This window comes from Galliscardovia ingluviei (assembly GCF_014635685.1).
In the GTDB taxonomy this organism is placed as follows: Bacteria; Actinomycetota; Actinomycetes; order Actinomycetales; family Bifidobacteriaceae; genus Galliscardovia; species Galliscardovia ingluviei.
In genome coordinates, this window is record NZ_BMDH01000001.1 from 155,267 (window position 1) to 175,487 (window position 20,221).

Consider the following 20,221-nt stretch of genomic DNA (forward strand, 5'->3'; position numbering starts at 1 on the left):
ACACACATGCCTAAACGCACAGATATTCACTCCGTGATGGTTATTGGCTCCGGTCCTATTGTTATTGGTCAGGCTGCAGAATTTGATTATTCGGGAACTCAGGCATGTCGAGTGCTACGAGAAGAAGGGATTCGCGTTATTCTGGTGAATTCCAACCCTGCAACCATTATGACCGATCCTCAAATGGCAGATGCTACCTATATTGAGCCAATTACTGTGCCTATTTTGGAACGCATTATTGCTAAAGAACGCCCTGACGCTTTACTGCCAACACTCGGCGGACAGACTGCGCTTAATGCAGCAATGGCATTAGGCGAGGCAGGTGTGCTGAAAAAGTATAATGTTGAACTTATTGGCGCATCCCTTGAAGCCATTGACCGCGGTGAAGATCGCGAACTCTTTAAGCAAGTAGTAGAACAAGCTGGTGCCGAATCTGCTCGTTCAAGTATCGCGCATTCTATGCAAGAAGTAGATCAGATTGTTGCTGAACTTGGCTACCCGCTTGTGGTACGCCCAAGCTTTACTATGGGCGGTTTGGGTTCTGGTATTGCGCATGATGAGGAAGAACTGCATCGTATTGCCGGAGCTGGTCTGCACTATTCTCCAACCAACGAGGTACTGCTAGAAGAGGGCATTGAAGGTTGGAAAGAGTATGAGCTTGAGTTAATGCGCGACCGCAATGATAATGTGGTAGTGGTGTGCCCGATTGAAAATGTTGATCCTGTTGGCGTACACACTGGTGACTCAATTACCGTAGCTCCATGCTTTACCTTGACTGATCGCGAATACCAGAATCTACGCAATATTGGTATTGCTATTATTCGCGGCGTTGGTGTGGATACAGGCGGCTGCAATATTCAGTTTGCTGTACACCCTGAAACTGGTCGCGTTATCGTGATTGAGATGAACCCTCGTGTGTCAAGGTCTTCTGCATTGGCTTCTAAAGCCACAGGCTTCCCAATTGCAAAAATTGCAACGAAGCTTGCACTAGGCTACACCTTGGATGAAATTCAAAACGATATTACTCGTTCTACTCCTGCAAGTTTTGAGCCAACTATTGATTATGTGGTTACTAAGGTTCCGCGATTTGCATTTGAAAAATTCCCCGGAGCAGAAGAGCGCTTAACAACATCCATGAAGTCCGTTGGCGAAGCTATGGCATTAGCTGGTAACTTCCAAGAGTCACTCGGTAAGGCTATGCGCTCTATTGATAAACGTCATATGGGCTTTAGCTGGGATGGTCCAGTGCCTGATGAGGAAGAAGTTGCAGGATTGCTCGAGGCAATGCACGTGCCTACTGAGCATCGCTATCTGCAAATTCAGCGCGCTATTTGGGGCGGAGCTAGTGCTGAGCAGATTTTTGCAGCAACAAAAATTGATCCGTGGTTTATTGCCCAGTTTATGCTGATTAATGAAACTGCTATGGCAGTGCGTAAAGCAAAAACACTGACCTATGCGCTCTTAAAGCGTGCGAAGAAAGCTGGACTTTCAGATGTGCAGATTGCACATTTGCGCGGACTCGGTGACGAAGGTGAGAACACCATTCGTGAGCTTCGCTGGACTTACGATTTGCACCCAGTGTTTAAGACAGTGGATACTTGTGCAGCAGAATTTGATGCCGTAACACCGTATTATTACAGCTGCTATGCTGATGAAACTGAGTTGCGCACTCGTGAGCGTGAAGCAGTAATTATCCTCGGTTCTGGTCCAAACCGCATTGGTCAGGGTATCGAATTTGATTACACTTGCGTGCATGCAGTGCAAGAGCTTGGTCAAGATTATGACACCATTATGGTGAACTGTAATCCAGAAACTGTGTCTACTGATTACGATATGTCTGACCGCTTGTATTTCGAACCATTGACCTTTGAAGATGTGCTGGAAATTTATGAGGCAGAGTTGCAGATGGGTCCGGTTAAGGGCGTTATTGTGCAACTTGGTGGACAGACACCGTTATCTTTGGCTGCGCGTTTGAAGGCTGCTGGTGTTCCAATTTTGGGTACAACTCCAGAATCAATTGATTTGGCAGAAAATCGTGAGCTGTTTGGCGACGTACTACGCCGTGAAGGCTTAAATGCTCCACGCTACGGCACTGCCTTGAGCCTTGAAGAAGCACAACAGGCTGCTAATGCCATTGGTTACCCTGTTTTGGTGCGTCCTTCTTACGTACTCGGCGGTCGTGGTATGGAAATTGTGTATGATGATGCGCAATTGCGTACCTATGTGGCACGTGCTCTTGAGGAAGCGCAAGCAGATATGGTGGTTTCTGGTCGTTTGCCATCGCCATTGCTGATTGATAAATTCCTCTCTGACGCTATCGAAATTGACGTTGATGCGCTCTTTGATGGCGAGGAACTGTATATTGGCGGCATTATGGAACACGTCGAAGAAGCAGGTGTACACTCAGGTGATGCTGCTTGTACGCTGCCTCCAAGCACGCTTTCTGACGATCAGATTCGTCGCCTGCGCGAAGCAACGCTAGCTATTGCAAAAGGCTGCAATGTACAGGGTTTGATCAATGTGCAGTATGCGTTTATGAGCAATACGCTGTATGTGATTGAAGCGAATCCTCGTGCAAGCCGCACTGTGCCATTTGCTTCTAAAGCTACAGGTACTCCTTTGGCTAAGGCAGCGGCGCGCATTATGGTTGGTGAAACTATCGCTCAGCAGCGTGAGCGTGGGTTACTGCTTCCTCATGGCGATGGCGGCGAAGTGCGCAATGGTCAGCCAGTTGCTGTGAAAGAGTCTGTATTGCCATTTAAGCGTTTCCGCACCCCAATTGGTCGCACTGTTGATGTGTTGCTTGGTCCTGAAATGCGCTCCACTGGCGAAGTGATGGGCTTTGACCGTGACTTCCCACATGCTTTTGCAAAGAGCCAGCTTGCAGCATATGACGGTGGTTTGCCGACCAACGGTAATGTGTTTATTTCAGTAAATGATGCCGATAAGCGCCAATTGCCGATGCTTGCAGTGCGATTAGTGGAGCTTGGTTTTACTATCTGGGCTACTGCGGGTACTGCTTCAGTGCTACGACGCTATGGTATTGAATCCAAGATTGTGGATAAAATTACCAGCCGTATTGATTCTGCAGAAGCGAAAGTGCAGCATGTTTCTGGTAGCGTGGGCAAGAATGTGGTGCAGCTGATTGAGGATAATCAGATTGATATGGTGTTAAATACGCCAAATTCTCGCGGTTCTCGCTCAGATGGTTATGCTATTCGTGCAGCTGCAATTACTGCTGACTTGCCGCAGTTTACCACTATTACTGAATTCCAGGCAGTGCTGTTGGCTATTGAAGCAGTGAAGAAGAATGATTATCAGATTATGAGTATTCAAGAGCATGCGCGTGAGCTCTTTGCTCTAGAATCAGAGTAATCGGCACTTCGACTTACCGTTCGGTGTAAAGTAGTGTGTGGTACTGTAATCGGTGCCATGCACTACTTTTTTGTGTTGTGCGACTTTGGCTGCAACAGGTTGGGCTTATTGGATGGGTGTATTAGTAAGGACTACTCATGAGTGCGATAGGGGTTCCAGTAGGGAATATTGAGCGTTCTGAATTTGGCGCGCGCTTACAATCCGCTATGGATCAGTATGGGCCGCTATGTATAGGCATTGATCCACACCGCCAGCTTTTGCGTGATTGGGGTTATGATGTTTGCGCTGAGGGTGCTGAGCTTTTCTCTATGCGCATGTTGCAGGCAGCCCAAGGAAGAGCTGCTGCTGTAAAGTTTCAAATGCCGATGTTTGAACGCTATGGTTCACGCGGTCTTGCAGCACTCGAACGTGCATTGTATGCTGCGCGCCAGATGGGCATTATTACCATTGTTGACTGTTTGCGCGGAGGCTTGCCTACTACGGTTTCAGCATTATCAGATGCGTATTTGAAGCCGGGAGCTCCTATGCTTGCTGATGCTATTACACTGCTGCCGTATTACGGTTTTAGATCATTAGTAACTCTTGTTGGTGAGGCGTTGGGAAATGGTAGAGGTGTTTTTATTGCATCGGTAACTTCCAATACTGAGGGCATCTCATTACAATCGGCAATCCGCCAGCGAGGTGATTTCCCAGGTCAGACCGTGGCTTATGGTGTGGCTCATGCGGCGCAGAATTTTAATGAGGGTGTCCATGGCATGGGATCGGTTGGGCTTATTATTGGTGCCACTATCGGTCAGTGGATGAAAATGAGTGGCGTAGATCCTTCGGTATTTACTGGTCCGATTCTCTCTCCAGGCTATGGTTGGCAGGGTGCAGAGGCTAAAGATTTGAAAACGGTATTCCACGGAACTCGCGGTAATGTTTTGGTGACGGTTTCACGCTCTATTTCTACGCATGGCCCTGATATTGCAGCTTTGAGTGCGGCAACTGATCAGATTGCTGATGATGTGCGTGCGGCATTGCAAGAGGCGGTAGATGCTGGCACAGCACAGGAGTTTTCTGTAAGACCTGAGCCTGAGGATAGTGAAAGTGCAGCTGTATCAGCTTCACATTATATTACTTCGGCTTTGTCTTCGAAAGTATAGGGAACCGCATATTAGGTGCGCATTGAGCCGGTTGGAATATCAATAGAAGTATGCATACTCTAACTTTTGCTTTCTTAATGTATGTATTTGTATTGATTTTTTCATGCAAATGATATATTTTGTAATACAAAAGGAGGTATGTGGATGAGCACAACAACTGTGAGTATTCGTATGGATACGCAAATAAAGCAGGAAGCAGATCGGCTGTTTAACGAGATGGGTATGAGTCTTACTACAGCATTTAATATTTTTGTACGCCAAGCACTGCGCGACCAAGCTATGCCGTTTTCTATCCAATTGAAGCAACCTAATCGCGAAACTATAGCTGCAATGCTTGAGGCAGAGCGTATAGCTCGGGATGAAAAAGTTCTAGGGTATGAAACCGCACACGATGCAATCGCTGCAGCGCTAAACGAATAGTAACTGTTATGGCACGCTATACCATTAAGTACACTTCGCAGTTTCGTAAACAGCTGAAAACTGTCAAAAAGCGCGGCAAACGGTTTGATAAGCTCGAAATGGTCATTGACTTGCTTGCCAATGATTCATTATTACCAGAAGAATATCGTGATCATGCGCTTACTGGTAACTGGGTGAATCATAAGGAATGTCATATTGAGCCAGATTGGCTTCTGATTTATTATAAGCAGGATGATGTCCTAGTTTTAACATTGGTAGCAACAGGGACTCACTCCGATTTATTTTAGCGTTCAATGGTAAGCAGTGCATTCGTGGGGAGTGTAGTGCATAATACATATAGGTCTTATCCCTTGTAAAAAACTAATCATAAGTAAGTGAGTGCTATGAATACTGCAACACCATCCACAACTGCCGACGCGCCAACACAACGCCGTTTAGTAATTATTTCCGGACCTGCGGGTGTGGGTAAAGGCACTGTTGAAGCACGTATGTTGCAAGATCACCCTGAGGTGTGGGTATCAGTTTCTGCAACAACTCGTGCTCCTCGCCCCGGTGAAGTTGATGGTGTAAATTACCACTTTATGACCGATAGTGATTTTGTAGCCATGCAAGAGCGAGGTGGCTTTTTAGAGACGGCAGTAGTTCACGGTATGGCGCGCTATGGCACACCACTGCAGCCTGTGCTCGATCACTTAGCACAAGGGGTGCCAACACTGCTTGAAATAGACATTCAGGGAGTACGCCGTGTGCGCGAGCGAGCCAGTGAGTTGGGATTAGAGATTCTTACCGTATTTATAGCGCCGCCAAGTTTTGATGAGCTTGTACGCCGTCTTGCTGGACGTGGTACAGAAACTGCGCAGCAGCAGGAGCGTCGTCTGCAAACTGCTCGTGTTGAGCTTGCCGCAGAGGATGAGTTTGACGTGGTGATTGTTAACGATGAAGTTGACCGCGCCGCTGAGCAGCTTTGGCAACTTATGGCGCAGGAATACGATATTAAGTAACGTGTTTTTGCGTTTTTCACATGTTGAAGCATTGTGAAGCACTTGGCAAAGCGTTGTGGGGCATATATGAGACACGTATTGTGTTTTGGAGATTCAAATACTTTTGGCACTGATCCACTAGTTGCTGGAGGTCGCCACCCTGATGATATGCGATGGACTGGCATTCTGCAGCAGCAATTGGGTGCCGACTGGCGCGTGATTGAAGAAGGTTTAGGCGGGCGTACTGCAGTCTATGATGATCCAATAGAGCCTGTTCCTACGAAGAATGGCGCTACTGCGCTGCCGATTGCATTACATTCACACCGCCCACTAGATGTAGTAATTATTGCGCTGGGTACCAATGATTTGAAATCCATGTTTCACGCTACACCTCGCGTTATCGCAGCTGGTATCGGCTTGCTGGCGCATATGGTGCAAACTTACGAGTACGGTCCACAATGTGCAGTGCCTCAGGTGATACTAGTTTCGCCGATTCATGTGAAGCCGGGTATTGCTGCTAGCGTGTTTGCTGGCTTTGAAGAGGATGCGGTAGAGCGCTCGCAGCAGCTTGCTTACTGGATCAGGCAAGAAGCACAGGCACGGGGCTGTGGGTTTGTTGATGCTTCGCGGGTCGCTGAGGCAAGTGATGCTGATAAATTACATATGGAATTGCCGTCGCACCGCGCACTTGGTACGGTTCTTGCCGAATATATTACGCAGCATTATGCGTAGATTTGAAAAAAGACTTGCATCAAGTTCGTTATTGGTATTTTCTGCAGGCGTCAAAACTATAAAAGAGCCTTCGGGTTTGAGCATTGTAAAGAGGCTTGGAGGCTACTGTCACTACATACGATATTCCCTCAGGTGTTTGAATGCAAATCCTGAGGTAATATCATCATTTTTGAGTTTGTCTTTACAGTGGTTACTCTTCAAAACTGGAATTATTAAATTTTAATGATTGTGCATTTCCTTCGATAAGTTGGATTGACTGTATGGAGGCCTGTCTTCCATATAATGATGCAGGCAATGTGATATTAGACTAATCAAAGTAGAGTTTTACAAGAACTTGAGGAGAATATGTTCATGCCCGGTAGAATTCCTTGGGAAAGAATCTCAGGTGATGATGTAGAAACTATCATTGCAGTATTCATTTGTAGAGAAAATCCAGAAGCGATGAGAATCCGACCATCACGAGGAGATGGTGGTATTGATTTGCTATGCAAGAGAGATGATGGTTCGTATGACGTATATCAGGTAAAGAAATTTGCAACAAATCTTTCGAATAGTCACAAATCCCAGATTGTTAATTCTTGGCGCAGAGTACAAGAATACTGTAGAGAAAATCAAATGACTATTTGTAATTGGTATTTGGTTCTTCCCCTAGATCCAACGCTTGAGAACCGTACGTGGTTTAAGACTACAATAGAGGATTGCTCTTCTTTTAAATGTCATTGGTATGGGCTTACCAATATAGAGGCCTGGGCATCTGCTATGCCAGAAGTATATGACTACTATATGGCTGATGGCAAAGAGGAAATTAATCGTCAAATCAAAATGATATTGGAAGCTGCACAGGAGTCTGATTTAAGGGATCAAAATGAACTAACAAAGAAATTATTTACTTATGCAGAACTACTTAGCAGTACTGATCCGAATTATGCATATACTATTCGAGCTATAAGCAAATATGATAAGAATAATCCGTTATTTATTACTCGGCCAGGTCTTGTATATTCCAGCAGTATAACTAATAGTGAGGGTTACTCTGTAGTCATAGATGTAATTGCAAAATATACAGCGGCAACTGAATTTGCTCCTCTTAAGGAATCGTTCACTCTGTATGCGGACACATCGGAGAAGAAGCAGGAATTACTTGATTTTATTCAATACGGCACACCTTTTACAGAGTTGTCGATACAAAATATAAAAGGTACATTATTTAAGTCCTTGATTGAAGAAGCTGAAGATGTGATTTCTTCGTCTATTCGATTATTGAAGAAAACTGATCCACATCCAACTTCTTTTATATTAGTTTCAGATGATACACATGTTGTTTTGAAACAGGTGAGTCGCACATCAGGTCAAACTGGAATTGAATGGGTCGGGAAAGATGAATCGCAATTAATACACGTGAGGTTGAGAACGGAGAAAGATACACTTCACACGACATTAGAATTATCAGTGGATTTTGACTCTCTATCTGGGAGCGATGTATCAGCTGCTTTTTGTGCTGTGCGATTTCTTTATGCTGTTTCGCGGTCTCAAGAAATAGAACTGGATACAATTGATGGCGATACCATCTATGCTAATCAAGGCGTACGTTTATTCGATGAAGAAGTGATTAACGAATGGTACAGTATTATTTCTTCGCTGAAGACAATTTATGATTCTGCATTTGGTGATTTTCGATGCCCAGATTTTAAAGTTGTAAAAATGACTGATGTGAAGAGGTGGAAGGAAATCGAGTATTTGCTAAGTGACGAATTAGTAATTCGTCACTGGGATACTATGACGTTTGTTCAAGACTCTGATACTTGTGTTAATTTTCCAGCTGGTGTATGTATTTTTTCTAAACTAAAAGCAATCATAGGTACGGATGAAATATTTTTGGGTTATTCTCAGCAATGGCTGAACGCAACTTCTATAACCTATCCAACTACTTCAAAAGAAGAATGTGTTCTTCACTCATCGCCAGAGATAGGAGATTTACTCGTTGAACGTAGAATTACTTTGAAAAATGAAGATAAAAAGAAAGCGTCTCGTGTCTTCATCGGTCCGCTATTGGATATGTCTGCATATGCGCAATATATAACCTCAGACTAATAACAATTATTCGTTTTAGACGTTTTCATTGCCATCATTTATGGTGTGCTTATCTAAAGAATTATCTATTGCTGCAGATAAAGATCGAATTTTGCTGTTTTATAAGTGATACAATATATTGATCATAGAGTTACACTGATAAAAGTGAAAATAGGTATTGAAAAATAATCGAAAATAATGGAATGAAAATGTTTTTCGATGAGATTTAAGAAAAACATGTGGTTTGAATGATTACATATTATTGCTATTCGCATAGTTGTGTTCGTATGGGCAGACAAACAAAGGATAAGTACTAAGACTATCTTAGCTAATTGGAACTTATATATGAAATACTCAGTGAAAGGATAAGATGTGCCAGAGCAGTTACAAGATCAGTCGTGGAAACCTGTGTTACCTGCTAGCCAAGCTGATCCGGAGAATCAGATTCATATTGTGCAGCACTCTTTGGATCTGGCTCATTTTCATACTTGCTGAGGCAAGAATATGTCAAGAGATTTGAAGTCTTCCGAAGCGAAGCATGGGCAATTCAATGAAATTAATCAGGCGAGTAGCGAATTAGAAGTTATTGAGTCACTCACATATGTGTTAGATGAAGCAAATCGTCAACAGGAGTATCGACGGCATCAAGTTGATACATCAATACAACTTAGTTTACAGTTGATAGGGTTTGCATCTCTTACCTCTCCGCTCACAGCTATATCAAATGTTCAAGTGCAATGGCTAAAGTATGTTGCTCTATTGTGCATATTCTTCGCTGTCATAATTGGGTTATTTGATATTTTTAATCCAAGACGGATAGATTATGAGCTTCCATTGCAAATATTGCGCGATGACGCATGCATAAAGAGTAAGAAGTCTGTAATCCTATATCAAATTGACAATAAAATTGAGAATGAGAAGAAAGCACGCGAGGATGAGAATAGGCGTATCCGTTTGATTAAATGGGGCTACCTGTGTCTAGGAATGGCAGTGTTCTGCACTTTGTTTTCTATTATCGACTATTGTGCAATTTTTAGCTGGTTTCACTAAACACAAAGTGACAAGGATTGTTCATTTGTAGAAAAGCTAAGATATAGCTAATGGTATGGAGCACGGACTTGGCAACGCACCAGATGAGCTTATATCCACGTTTAGAAACGATACAAGGGCTATGCTTGTATAAGCGTACTGTGTCAATGATGTAAGCGAGGTTTTTATGCTTAGTATGTCTGACACGCCAGTTGAAAATTTTGCTACAATTTTTGCTAAGTTGAATACACCTGTGGCATTTTTAGTTCCAACTCCAACTGGCTACAAAAAGTCCATTATGGATGCTGTTGCTCCAGTGAGAGATTTGCTATCGGAATCAAAGGTTCACGATTTCCAGACTCAATCGCAAGGACCAGAAAATAAGCATGTTGTTCCTGCTTTTTTCGTTCACTCAGATAGGGTGGTTGAGACACAAGCATCGCTTTATCGTCCAATCACAAAGTCCGGTGATCCTAGAATTTGGTTTTACGATCTGAAAAAGTACTGTCAGCCGTGTAATCTACTAGCGCTCACAGTAATAGATGGCGCAATATATGTCTTTAATCTCTCTGATACCTTTGTTGCTGATTCTCTTGTAAAGCATGATTATGCATATAACATCCTTAGTTCTGGTGACAATAGCAGTCTAATAGAGCAGCAGTTGCTTGAGCTTATTCGTCAGATTAATGCTGCTGGACCACAGCGTTCTATTACTCCTGGTGATCCGGGAGTGGGAGATACTCTTGAACATGCCCTCGGTATTCAGCGAAACAATTCCAAGAATCCTGATTATATGGGTATTGAACTCAAAACAACTAGACTTACACGTAATGGGAAATTGCGTACACCGACACGTTCGACGTTATTTTCTCAAGTACCTGATGCTGGCATGCCATATAGAGAAATCGTTGAGAAGTACGGTAAGATGCAGGTTCCACGTGGATCCTCCGATGCACGACTGCAGCTTTATGAAACTTTCCGTGTTTCTAGACCAAATGCGTATGGGTTAGTACTGGAAGTAAATGAGAATGATGATCGTCTTGATATGAAGTATCAGGATGGTGATAAACGAAGTTATGTCGCATCGTGGACTATGAAACTGCTTAAAGAGCGACTACGTACTAAACATCCTGAAACATTTTGGGTTGGAGCGACTTCAGAAATGATTGATGGAGTCGAATATTTTCGTTATGTTCGTGTAATGCATACAAAGAACCCGAACGCATCGCTGCTTGCCCCACTAATTGAAGCAGATAAAGTGACATTAGACCTCGCCGCTCACTTTAATGTAGACGGCAAGTGGCGAGATCACGGTGTCTTATTCAAGATGAACAAAAATGATTTCCCTCTTTTATTTTCTGAGCCTGAAGAGTTTATTTTTTAAGCTCTAATAATATTGATTTCACGACTTTCCCCAATGCGCGTCCAAGAAGTGGGGGCACTGCATTTCCAATTTGCGTGTATTGGGGAACTTGATAGCGTCTACGTTCACCACCCGTAGTTGCAATACCTCGGAATTCGAAAGTATCAGGGAAAGATTGAATGCGAGCCATTTCTCGAACTGACAGAGTGCGAGGTTCACAATAATGTGCAACATCATCTGGAATAGACAGAGCTGCTGGAGCTGGAAGGTTACTAATTAAAGCTCTTTGTGAGAATTTACGAGTAGCTAAACCTTGCAAATATCCAACCATCTGCTCAGGAGTTTTAGGAAGTTTATCTTCATAGTAAAGCAAGTCTGCTTTTGCTAACACTTGATATGTCAGCTCTGAGATAGTGGATTGTTGTTTACGCATAATTTTTTTGATCTCATCGCCTATGGATTTAGATGAGTTTGCAATAATCTGGTATAAGCGGAATCGTGCTTTAACTTTAGGTGTGCTATTAGGATGGCGCAGATTCTTCATTTCTTTACTGCCGCCCTCGAGATAATCACTAAACGTAGAATTGATATTGTGTACGTATTCACTGAGAGGGGCAGGGTTTTCGTCTTGAAGGTCGCAAATTGCGTCGAATACGCTATGTTGGCGTTCTGTATCGCGGAAAGCGACTAGTGGTTCAAAGAGAGAGTTTTGTGCTTTATTAGAATCGGTGTTAGTAAGATCCCAATAAGCCCATAGTGCCTTATCGAAGGCAGGATTATTATTTTTAACTTCTTTAATAAGCCTGCGACCTTGTTCGAACCAAATTAAAGTATTGTCGTCAAGATTATTAATCAAATCTTCGCGTATAGCCAGCATGATAAAACGAGGCCTATTCTGTGCTACACCAGCAAAACGAGCATTCACCAGCATCGGGCATGTAACATAACCTATATTGGCAAAGGCCTTACATACCTCAAACCACGCATAGTAGGTAACATCTCCTTCTTTAAAAGGACGGAGAATGCCTTCTACATTCTCTAGTAAGACCATACGTGGGCGTTGAGAGTTAACGAATTTAGCAAACTCCCATGGTAACTGATTTCGTTGATTTCCTAACTCGCGGCGTCCAGCTAAAGAGAAACTCTGGCAAGGAGGGCCGCCAGAAACTAAATCGACTTCTCCGTGGATTAGCGGTTCACCACGATTCTCAATAAACTTATTTAGTCGGCGAATATCTCCGACGATAAGCTTGCCGTCAAAATCATCTGTACTTGATAATTCCGATATATTCGTTTCTGGTCGTTCAAATGGATTATCAACAAGACGCTCGAGTACATCATCGGAAGAGGGGTTAATCCAAAGAACCTTACGCTCTTTTATCTCCGTTTGTTGGAATGTTGTCGAACGCATATCAATATTCATCAAATTAAGAGCAAAAGTCTCTGCAGGCATAGAAGACAACTCATTCGCCATGGATTCATGAAATCCTACAGAGCGAAGTCCGAGACTAAGACCTCCACAACCTGCAAACAGTTCGATAAAATTAGGAGTATTGGACTGTACCACTGTCTTCTCCTTTATTTAAGTATGTACGATGCGCCATCTTACTTACTCTTGCATGTATTTTCTATTTTTCTCAGTAAGCAGATTTGTTAGAGCCTGCTCAAGAATGTTTTGCATAGTTTCATCATGTTCTGCTGCATAAACTTTTATGGCGCGCTTTGTGCTACGTCGCATTTTCAATGATGTGACTTCCCAGGGGTCGTCCTGCTTACTTTCTGGTGAATTTTCGTCTGTGTTGAGCATCTGGTTTCACTTTCTGATTACTACATTAATACTATACTACAATATTATAATATCAAGAAAGCTAATCAGGTGTTAATCAATTTTTAAAGTGTTAAAGAGAGAGATAGCTGAATAGTTTAAATTTGAAAACAAAAGAATACTAAATAACTCTAATTTTGTAAATAGGGGGAGCAAGTGCTTACATTTGCTTGTAAGCGAACGAAAAGTAACATAGACGAATTATTGAGATATGTTTCCACTACTAATGTTTAAGTAGCAAAGCTCATGTCAGAATGAAGTATGGACATATTACAAAAGGGCATAGCTTGTGACTATGCCCTTTCATACAAATACGATGTAGCAATGCTGCGCTTAGGCGAGTCCGCTCATCTTGTCGATAAGTTCTGGGTCGCGAGTTGCGCCTTTATCAGCTGAGCGGGCAAATGCTGCATAAGCCTTCAGAGCTTGTGAAACGTGACGATTGCGATGAGCAACATAACCGTCGCCTGCTTCAAGTGCTGCACGGCGCTGAGCAAGCTCTTCATCGCTTAATTCCACGTTGATGGAACGGTTTGGAATATCAATAGTGATAATATCGCCATTTTCAACCAATGCAATTGGACCCTTATTTGCAGCTTCCGGAGCCACATGTCCGATAGACAGACCAGAGGAACCGCCTGAGTAGCGACCATCAGTAATCAGCGCGACATCCTTGCCAATGCCCTTGCCTTTAACAAATGAAGTAGGGTAGAGCATTTCTTGCATGCCAGGACCGCCCTTTGGGCCCTCATAGCGAATAATCAGCGCCTGACCAGGCTTGAGGGTGTCATTCAAAATTACTTCAATAGCCTGCTCTTGAGATTCCACAACCAAGGCAGGACCGCGGAACTTCCAAATCTCTTCTGGCACGCCGGCAGTTTTCACCACGCAACCATCAGGAGCTAAATTACCGCGCAATACAGCCAAACCACCCTCTTTGATAGCAGGATGATCGATATCACGAATAGCGCCATGCTCGCGGTCAGTGTCCAAAGAATCAAAAGTAGTAGCGTGTGTCCACGGTTCTGGTGACTTAATATGACCTGGAGCCGCTAAATACAGCTGCTTGGCTTCTTCAGTGCAAGACTCACGCATAATATCCCAGTCGTTGAGCTTAGCCTCTAACGATGGATAATCAACGCTGTGAGTATTGTGATGTAGTTTGCCTGCACGATCAAGCTCGCCGAGAATACCGTTAATACCACCTGCGCGGTGTACGTCAGAGATCTCCCAAGGACCCGATGGGCTTGCCTGACAGATACATGGCACATCGTGGCTAATGCGTTCAATATCATCAAGAGTGAAGTCCACGTCAGCGCTTTGTGCTGCTGCCAAAATATGCAACACAGTATTGGTAGAGCCGCCCATAGCCACATCCATAGTCATGGCGTTTTCAAAGGCTTCCTTGGTGGCGATAGAACGTGGCAATACCGAAGTATCATCGTCATCATAATAGCGATGTGCCAACTTGACGATTTCGTGCCCGGCTTTCACGAACAAATCCTTACGATACTGGTGTGAAGCCAGCACAGTGCCATTCCCAGACAGAGCCAAACCAATAGCCTCGTTCAGGCAGTTCATGGAATTTGCTGTGAACATACCGGCGCATGATCCACAAGTCGGGCAAACAGACTGCTCGTATGCCAGCAAATCTTCATCAGAAACGTTATTATCTGCCGTGGCATACATAACGTCAATCAAATCAGTATTTTCTTTGACTGTACCATCAGTAAGCACAGTAGTGCCGGCTTCCATTGGACCGCCGGAAACAAAAATGGTTGGAATGTTAAGGCGCAATGCCGCCATCAACATGCCCGGGGTGATTTTATCGCAGTTAGAAATACAAATCAGAGCATCCGCACAATGCGCATTGACTGAATACTCTACAGCATCAGCAATTAAATCACGGCTTGGCAGTGAGTAGAGCATACCCGTATGACCCATTGCAATACCATCGTCGACGGCAATAGTATTGAACTCACGTGGAATGCCACCTGCTTCTTTGACGGCCTGAGAAACCAAGCGTCCTACTTTTGACAAGAACACGTGACCAGGTACAAACTCGGAGAAAGAGTTTGCAATTGCAATAATTGGCTTGCCAAAATCGTTAGCGTCTACGCCCGCGGCGCGATAGAGTGCACGAGCCCCCGCGAATACGCGGTTATTCATGAGTTTAGCTGATCGCATTTCTACCATGGTGACATTCAACCACTTATAGTACTTCAACGCGTAGGAAGGTCATATTGTGGACAATAAGGGTGGTGACTTAAGAGTGGATTATGCTGCATCATTGTATACGTGGCTCATGTCAATGATTGGCGCTAGACTTGTGAAGTTCAAAGTTAAGAGTATGTCGGTATCGGTATACCAATACGAATAGAGATATACGTACAGACGTAAAGTTGGGAGTAGCCATGGCACTCGGCACAAGCCCAGAACCACAGGGTCTTGCAAATCCACCACTTGATGATTTGATGAATCATGCCGATTCGAAGTATGCATTGGCAATTTTTGCTGCCAAGCGTGCGCGTCAAATTAATTCGTACTTTACTCAGCTCAATGAAGGTCTGTTGCAGAATGTAGGACCTCTTGTTGAGTATCAGAATCAAGAAAAGCCATTGTCTATCGCATTCCGTGAAATTGATGAGGGACTGCTTGAAGAGACGCTTGGTGAAGATGACGTTAATGAGGGTAATTAATAAATAACCATTAAGCGTAGTTCAGGCTCTGTTTAGCAGTACTTCTGTGCTATGCAGAGCCTTTTTTATAACAGTAGTATTACAAAAAGTATTGCAGGAGCGTGTAACCACAGCACGTGTTGCGTAAGTACATGGAGATGGAATGGATATACGACTAATTAGTGCTGAATCGGTGACTGAAGGGCATCCTGATAAGGTGTGCGATCAAATTTCTGACGCAATTTTAGATGATATGCTGCGTCAAGACCCGCACTCTCATGTTGCTGTAGAAACGTGTGCTACCACTGGGCAGTTCTTTGTATTTGGTGAGGTTAATAGCGAAGGCTATAGCGATATTCAGTCTATTGTGCGTGATGTAGTTGCTCGTATCGGCTATACCAGCTCAGACATTGGCTTGGATGCTGCTTCTTGTGGCGTGGTGGTTTCGCTTACTGGGCAGAGTGCTGAAATCAATCAAGGTGTCTCTCGTTTGGATGCAAGCCAGGAATCTGTTGCGTCTCAAGAAGAGCGTTATGAGGCGCAGGGTGCTGGCGATCAGGGCGTTATTTTTGGCTATGCCAGTGATGAGACGCAAACTTTGATGCCATTGCCGATTTATCTTGCGCATCGTTTGTCAATGAGACTAGCCGAGGTGCGTAAAGAGGGGATTGTCCCACATTTGCGCCCGGATGGTAAAACTCAGGTGACCATTGCATATGAAGGCAATACGCCGCAGTATGTGGAAACAGTACTTATTTCTACGCAACATGATCCTGAGGTTGATAGTGCTTGGTTGCAAGAGCAGCTTACCAAGCATGTGATTACCCCGATTTTGGATGAAGTGTGTGCTGACCGTATTGCTCATGACCAGTATCGTGTGCTGGTGAATCCTACTGGTTCTTTTGTGCTTGGTGGTCCGGCTGCTGATGCTGGGCTTACAGGGCGCAAAATTATTGTCGATACGTATGGTGGTGCGGCGCATCATGGTGGTGGCGCGTTCAGTGGTAAAGATCCAAGTAAAGTTGATCGTTCTGCAGCATATGCTGCGCGTTGGGTAGCTAAGAATATTGTTGCCGCTGGTCTTGCGCATCGTGTAGAAGTGCAGATTGCTTATGCGATTGGTGTAGCTGATCCTGTTTCTATTGATGTGGAAACATACGGCACTGAGGCACAAGGTATCAGCCGCGAAATGATTCAGCATGCAGTGCATGAGGTGTTTGATTTGCGTCCTGCAGCTATTGTTGACCAGCTTGATTTGCTTCGTCCGATTTATAGTAAGACTGCGGCTTATGGTCATTTTGGACGCGAGTTACCAGAATTTACATGGGAACACACTAATAAAGTCCAGCAGCTACAACAGGTTATTGCTGCAATGAAGTAAATGTAATACACATAGTGCTGGTGATTGGACATGTCGAGTTCGCCAAAGAGCAATGAAGAGCATAATGATATTGCTGCACGCCAGCAAATTGCTCAACAGGCGCAGCAGCTGGCATTAGATGGATTGGCTCCACGTAAGCGCAAACGCGCCAACCATAAAATCCATGTGCCGGCTGATCATAAGCCTATTGCTTCGGTAATGCTTGATGTGCAAGCCACACATTTAGGGCGAACGTTTGACTATCTTGTAGACCAGTCGCAAGATAGTCAAGCATTACCAGGTGTGCGTGTGCGTGTGCGATTTGGTCACCAGTTGCTTGACGGTATTATCTGGAAACGTCAGGAGCATAGCGATACTCCTACTGCATCATTGCGGTTTCTAGAGCGCGTTATTTCACCGGTAATTGTTGCAGATGAGGCAATGCGCGGCGATATTGAAGCAATTGCAGATGCATACGGTGGTACTCCCGCTAATATTATTCGGCTTGCCATTCCTCCCCGAGTTGCTCGGGTTGATACTTGGCTTACAGAACGCGCCGAGCGCACGCAGCGGCATAATACACAATTACCGTTTGGTACTCGTACCGAGCATATTCAACAATCGTCAGAACAAGCATGGAAAAGAATACAATCCCAGTATTCTGGTAGTGACCAGCTGCGTAATGCGCTACAAGCTCATGCCACACAAACAGTGGTATATCAAACTCTGCCCGGGCCTCGTCTGTGGGCTAAGGATCTCGCTTGGGTAGTAGTACAGGGCTTACTTGAGGGCAGAAGCATAGCTGTTGTATTACCTGATGTGCGCCGCCTTACTGATATGGCTAGTGCTTTAGCGGCCTACGGACTGACTCCATTTACTTGCCAAGATGAAGCATCAGGAATATACAGCGGAGATGTGGTGACGCTATATTCCACAATGACTCCAGAAGAACGCTATCGCGGATACATGGCACTAGCGAGTGGGCAAGTGTCCTGCGTGATTGGACTGCGAGCCACCATGTATGCGCCTCTAACCAAGCGACCGGTATATATTGTCGTCGATGATGATGTGTATCAGTATGCCGATGGGTTTATGCCTTATCCGCAAGTGCGCCACGTGCTCGCATTGCGCGCTCGCCGCCATGATGGTACTTTGATTGTGGCTTCCCATGCTCGTTCTGCTATGAGCCAGTGGCAGATAGAGCAACGTCAAGCCAGTGAAGTTATCCCATATCGTGCCACGTTGAAAACACATATGCCGTGGGTACGTTGGCTTAATCCGGAAGATGCTACACAGCAAGGCGACCCAACAGCGCATACACGTTTGCCACACCGTGCGGTAGAAGCAGTGTATCAAGCATTGAAAAAAGGTCCAGTACTTGTTGCTATGCCGCATGCGAGTACAAGTTCTGTTTTTGCTTGCGGCACTTGTCATACACTTGCAAGATGCCATATTTGCCAAGGGCCGCTACAATCTGCACAAGCGTACGCACCACAATGTGCATGGTGTGGTACTCCGGCAGTGCATTTTTCGTGCCCGAAATGTGGCGGCACGCAACTGCAAACAGTGCGTGTAGGATCGCTCGATACAGTACAAGAATTACGCGATGTACTGCGTAATGTGCCTATTGTGGTATCTAATCCAGACCAGCCTCGCGGTATTGTGGAACAAATTGATTACAGTAGCGTAGTAGTGTTGGCAAGTTATGGCGCTATTCCGAGGGTTACTACACCTCATGGGTATGGCACCTATCGGGCAGTGCTGTTGATTGATGCTTGGGTAAGTTTGTATGCTCAAGGTATTGATGCGCGTATTGATATGCTTCAGCAGTGGATGCAGGCAGCTTCTATGGCAGCAAGCAGGGCGAATGAAGGGCAAGTGCTCTTGATTGGGCAAGCAGATGAAGCTATGGCAAACTCACTGATGCAGTGGGATTCGAGTATCTTGGCACAAGAAGAGCTTCAAGAGCGTGCTGCCGCGGTGTTTCCTCCGGTTATAAGTGCCGCTACTGTTTGGGGAGAGCGTGATGCAGTGACCCAAACGCTTCATGATATTGGAGTATTGGATGGGCCTTGGGCAACTGTACATTGTGGTGATATGGATTGGCCTAGTGTATTAGGGCCGCGTCCGATTGCGCCTGAACCTAACGAGCGTGGGCAGCTTGATATTGCTCAAGACCGTGTGCGTGCCATTATTCGTGTATCTCATGATCAGCGTGATGAACTTGCGCTGCGACTGCGTGCTAGTATTGCCAAACATGCTGCAGGACGGGCTCGTACGGAATTGCGTTTTGCTATGGATCCTAAAGATGTGCTCTAGACTTGCCGAGCGCATATGTTGTGCAGATTCAACCTATTTAAGTAGCTCTAGTTTGCCTATAGGTAGCGTTTCATGTATAGGTAGTATGTAGGTGATACATCCAATAGTTCTTATGTAGTAGTTGCGTTACGTAGTTACACAATGCAAGGAGGCAGTATGAAAGGTTGGCCAGGAGAGCCGCAAATGCAATATAACGTTATGGTGGCTGAACAACAGGCAGCTGCGCATTTGCATGAGCCAATTACTGATGTAGTCTTTGATTTTGGCAATGTGCTTATTACGTGGGATCCGCAATCTGTACTCAAACCACGGTATGCGCAGGATGTGATTGACGCATTTCTCGATAATGATATTTCAGGTTTTTATGATGTTAATGACCGCATGGATGCAGGGGTATCACAGGAGGAAGCAATAGCATGGATGCGTGAAACACACGGCGAGCCTTGGGCTTCAATTTTAGAATACTATATTGCTAATTTTGAAGATTCTTTAACTGGCGTGGTTCCAGGTGCACGTGTGCTGGTGCAAGAGTTGAAATCTTTGGGGATTCGCGTATGGGGATTGTCAAACTGGGAGAAAGAGCTATTCCCAATTGCTTACCAGTATTGCCCAATTCTGCAGCAGTTGCAGGACTCAGTTGTTTCAGGCAATGTTGGATTGCGCAAACCACATGCTGATATTTACGAGTATGCGTTGCGCCAGTTTGGTATTAATGCGGCAACAAGTGTGTTTATTGACGATAAAGCTATGAATATTGTTGGTGCTAATGCTGTGGGCATGCGCGGTATTCGTTTAAGTGATATGCAGGAAGTACGTGCAGAGCTTATACGCTACGGTGTGCCTTTAGCTCAGCCATTACATCTTAATGATCTGATGAGCTGATGGATTGATGCATTGATAGTTTGATATATATTGATAGTTTGCT

At 44.6% G+C, this 20,221-nt stretch carries 16 protein-coding genes and 1 pseudogene; 14 read left to right on the forward strand and 3 right to left on the reverse strand.

Annotated features, from left to right (window positions below; translation table 11 throughout):
- Positions 1–6: 6 nt before the first annotated feature.
- The 10 genes and pseudogenes from carB to IEU85_RS00745 all read left to right on the forward strand — a co-directional run bounded on the left by carB (position 7) and on the right by IEU85_RS00745 (position 11,135).
- Positions 7–3,375: a carbamoyl-phosphate synthase large subunit gene (carB, locus tag IEU85_RS00705; RefSeq protein ID WP_188354337.1), complete on the forward strand. Its 3,369-nt coding sequence runs from the start codon at positions 7–9 to the stop codon at positions 3,373–3,375.
- Between the two features lie 137 nt (positions 3,376–3,512).
- Positions 3,513–4,430, forward strand: a pseudogene (gene pyrF, locus IEU85_RS00710) (orotidine-5'-phosphate decarboxylase); the annotation flags it as partial.
- Between the two features lie 234 nt (positions 4,431–4,664).
- Complete coding sequence (locus IEU85_RS00715) at positions 4,665–4,940, forward strand: type II toxin-antitoxin system RelB/DinJ family antitoxin (protein ID WP_229714663.1); 276 nt, start codon at positions 4,665–4,667, stop codon at positions 4,938–4,940.
- Positions 4,941–4,948: 8 nt separating this feature from the next.
- Entirely contained in the window at positions 4,949–5,227 is a 279-nt protein-coding gene (locus tag IEU85_RS00720; protein ID WP_188354340.1) for a type II toxin-antitoxin system YafQ family toxin, read from the forward strand.
- A 96-nt stretch (positions 5,228–5,323) separates the two neighbouring features.
- The gene (gene gmk / locus IEU85_RS00725; RefSeq protein ID WP_188354341.1) at positions 5,324–5,941 is read left to right on the forward strand and encodes a guanylate kinase; all 618 of its coding nucleotides are present in this window, start codon (positions 5,324–5,326) and stop codon (positions 5,939–5,941) included.
- A gap of 66 nt (positions 5,942–6,007) precedes the next feature.
- Positions 6,008–6,652, forward strand: coding sequence for an SGNH/GDSL hydrolase family protein (locus IEU85_RS00730; RefSeq protein ID WP_188354342.1), 645 nt, complete (start codon positions 6,008–6,010; stop codon positions 6,650–6,652).
- 351 nt (positions 6,653–7,003) lie between these two features.
- The gene (locus tag IEU85_RS00735; protein ID WP_188354343.1) at positions 7,004–8,743 is read left to right on the forward strand and encodes a hypothetical protein; all 1,740 of its coding nucleotides are present in this window, start codon (positions 7,004–7,006) and stop codon (positions 8,741–8,743) included.
- A gap of 351 nt (positions 8,744–9,094) precedes the next feature.
- Positions 9,095–9,217, forward strand: a complete 123-nt coding sequence (locus IEU85_RS08770; RefSeq protein ID WP_268234202.1) for a hypothetical protein — start codon at positions 9,095–9,097, stop codon at positions 9,215–9,217.
- A gap of 9 nt (positions 9,218–9,226) precedes the next feature.
- Positions 9,227–9,772: a hypothetical protein gene (locus tag IEU85_RS00740; RefSeq protein ID WP_188354344.1), complete on the forward strand. Its 546-nt coding sequence runs from the start codon at positions 9,227–9,229 to the stop codon at positions 9,770–9,772.
- 175 nt (positions 9,773–9,947) lie between these two features.
- Positions 9,948–11,135, forward strand: a complete 1,188-nt coding sequence (locus IEU85_RS00745) for an MvaI/BcnI family restriction endonuclease (protein ID WP_188354345.1) — start codon at positions 9,948–9,950, stop codon at positions 11,133–11,135.
- On the opposite strand, the gene IEU85_RS00750 is transcribed toward IEU85_RS00745, so the two are convergent.
- The 3 genes from IEU85_RS00750 to ilvD all read right to left on the reverse strand — a co-directional run bounded on the left by IEU85_RS00750 (position 11,125) and on the right by ilvD (position 15,135).
- Positions 11,125–12,681, reverse strand: coding sequence for a DNA cytosine methyltransferase (locus tag IEU85_RS00750; protein WP_188354346.1), 1,557 nt, complete (start codon positions 12,679–12,681; stop codon positions 11,125–11,127). The two genes, IEU85_RS00745 and IEU85_RS00750, sit on opposite strands and share 11 nt — an antisense overlap.
- 42 nt (positions 12,682–12,723) lie before the next feature.
- The gene (locus IEU85_RS00755; RefSeq protein WP_188354347.1) at positions 12,724–12,921 is read right to left on the reverse strand and encodes a hypothetical protein; all 198 of its coding nucleotides are present in this window, start codon (positions 12,919–12,921) and stop codon (positions 12,724–12,726) included.
- Positions 12,922–13,272: 351 nt separating this feature from the next.
- Positions 13,273–15,135 (reverse strand): dihydroxy-acid dehydratase, encoded by a 1,863-nt coding sequence (ilvD, locus tag IEU85_RS00760; RefSeq protein WP_188354348.1) that lies wholly within the window; start codon positions 15,133–15,135, stop codon positions 13,273–13,275.
- Positions 15,136–15,353: 218 nt separating this feature from the next.
- Here ilvD and rpoZ point away from each other — a divergent pair, with 218 nt between their 5' ends.
- The 4 genes from rpoZ (at position 15,354) to IEU85_RS00780 (ending at position 20,178) form a co-directional block, all read left to right on the forward strand.
- Entirely contained in the window at positions 15,354–15,638 is a 285-nt protein-coding gene (rpoZ, locus tag IEU85_RS00765) for a DNA-directed RNA polymerase subunit omega (RefSeq protein ID WP_188354349.1), read from the forward strand.
- Between the two features lie 142 nt (positions 15,639–15,780).
- Complete coding sequence (gene metK, locus IEU85_RS00770; RefSeq protein ID WP_188354350.1) at positions 15,781–16,998, forward strand: methionine adenosyltransferase; 1,218 nt, start codon at positions 15,781–15,783, stop codon at positions 16,996–16,998.
- Between the two features lie 30 nt (positions 16,999–17,028).
- Complete coding sequence (locus IEU85_RS00775; protein WP_188354351.1) at positions 17,029–19,296, forward strand: primosomal protein N' family DNA-binding protein; 2,268 nt, start codon at positions 17,029–17,031, stop codon at positions 19,294–19,296.
- 156 nt (positions 19,297–19,452) lie between these two features.
- Positions 19,453–20,178 carry an HAD family hydrolase gene (locus tag IEU85_RS00780; RefSeq protein ID WP_188354352.1) on the forward strand — a complete coding sequence of 242 codons (726 nt, stop codon included), beginning with the start codon at positions 19,453–19,455 and terminating at the stop codon, positions 20,176–20,178.
- Positions 20,179–20,221 lie beyond the last annotated feature (43 nt).

What these genes read in the sequence shown, in the direction of transcription:
- carB (WP_188354337.1), top strand. Translation starts at nt 7, where the DNA reads ATGCCTAAACGCACAGATATTCACTCCGTGATGGTTATTGGCTCCGGT.
- IEU85_RS00715 (WP_229714663.1), top strand. Translation starts at nt 4,665, where the DNA reads ATGAGCACAACAACTGTGAGTATTCGTATGGATACGCAAATAAAGCAG.
- IEU85_RS00720 (WP_188354340.1), top strand. Translation starts at nt 4,949, where the DNA reads ATGGCACGCTATACCATTAAGTACACTTCGCAGTTTCGTAAACAGCTG.
- gmk (WP_188354341.1), top strand. Translation starts at nt 5,324, where the DNA reads ATGAATACTGCAACACCATCCACAACTGCCGACGCGCCAACACAACGC.
- IEU85_RS00730 (WP_188354342.1), top strand. Translation starts at nt 6,008, where the DNA reads ATGAGACACGTATTGTGTTTTGGAGATTCAAATACTTTTGGCACTGAT.
- IEU85_RS00735 (WP_188354343.1), top strand. Translation starts at nt 7,004, where the DNA reads ATGCCCGGTAGAATTCCTTGGGAAAGAATCTCAGGTGATGATGTAGAA.
- IEU85_RS00740 (WP_188354344.1), top strand. Translation starts at nt 9,227, where the DNA reads ATGTCAAGAGATTTGAAGTCTTCCGAAGCGAAGCATGGGCAATTCAAT.
- IEU85_RS00745 (WP_188354345.1), top strand. Translation starts at nt 9,948, where the DNA reads ATGTCTGACACGCCAGTTGAAAATTTTGCTACAATTTTTGCTAAGTTG.
- IEU85_RS00755 (WP_188354347.1), bottom strand. Translation starts at nt 12,921, where the DNA reads ATGCTCAACACAGACGAAAATTCACCAGAAAGTAAGCAGGACGACCCC.
- ilvD (WP_188354348.1), bottom strand. Translation starts at nt 15,135, where the DNA reads ATGGTAGAAATGCGATCAGCTAAACTCATGAATAACCGCGTATTCGCG.
- rpoZ (WP_188354349.1), top strand. Translation starts at nt 15,354, where the DNA reads ATGGCACTCGGCACAAGCCCAGAACCACAGGGTCTTGCAAATCCACCA.
- metK (WP_188354350.1), top strand. Translation starts at nt 15,781, where the DNA reads ATGGATATACGACTAATTAGTGCTGAATCGGTGACTGAAGGGCATCCT.
- IEU85_RS00775 (WP_188354351.1), top strand. Translation starts at nt 17,029, where the DNA reads ATGTCGAGTTCGCCAAAGAGCAATGAAGAGCATAATGATATTGCTGCA.
- IEU85_RS00780 (WP_188354352.1), top strand. Translation starts at nt 19,453, where the DNA reads ATGAAAGGTTGGCCAGGAGAGCCGCAAATGCAATATAACGTTATGGTG.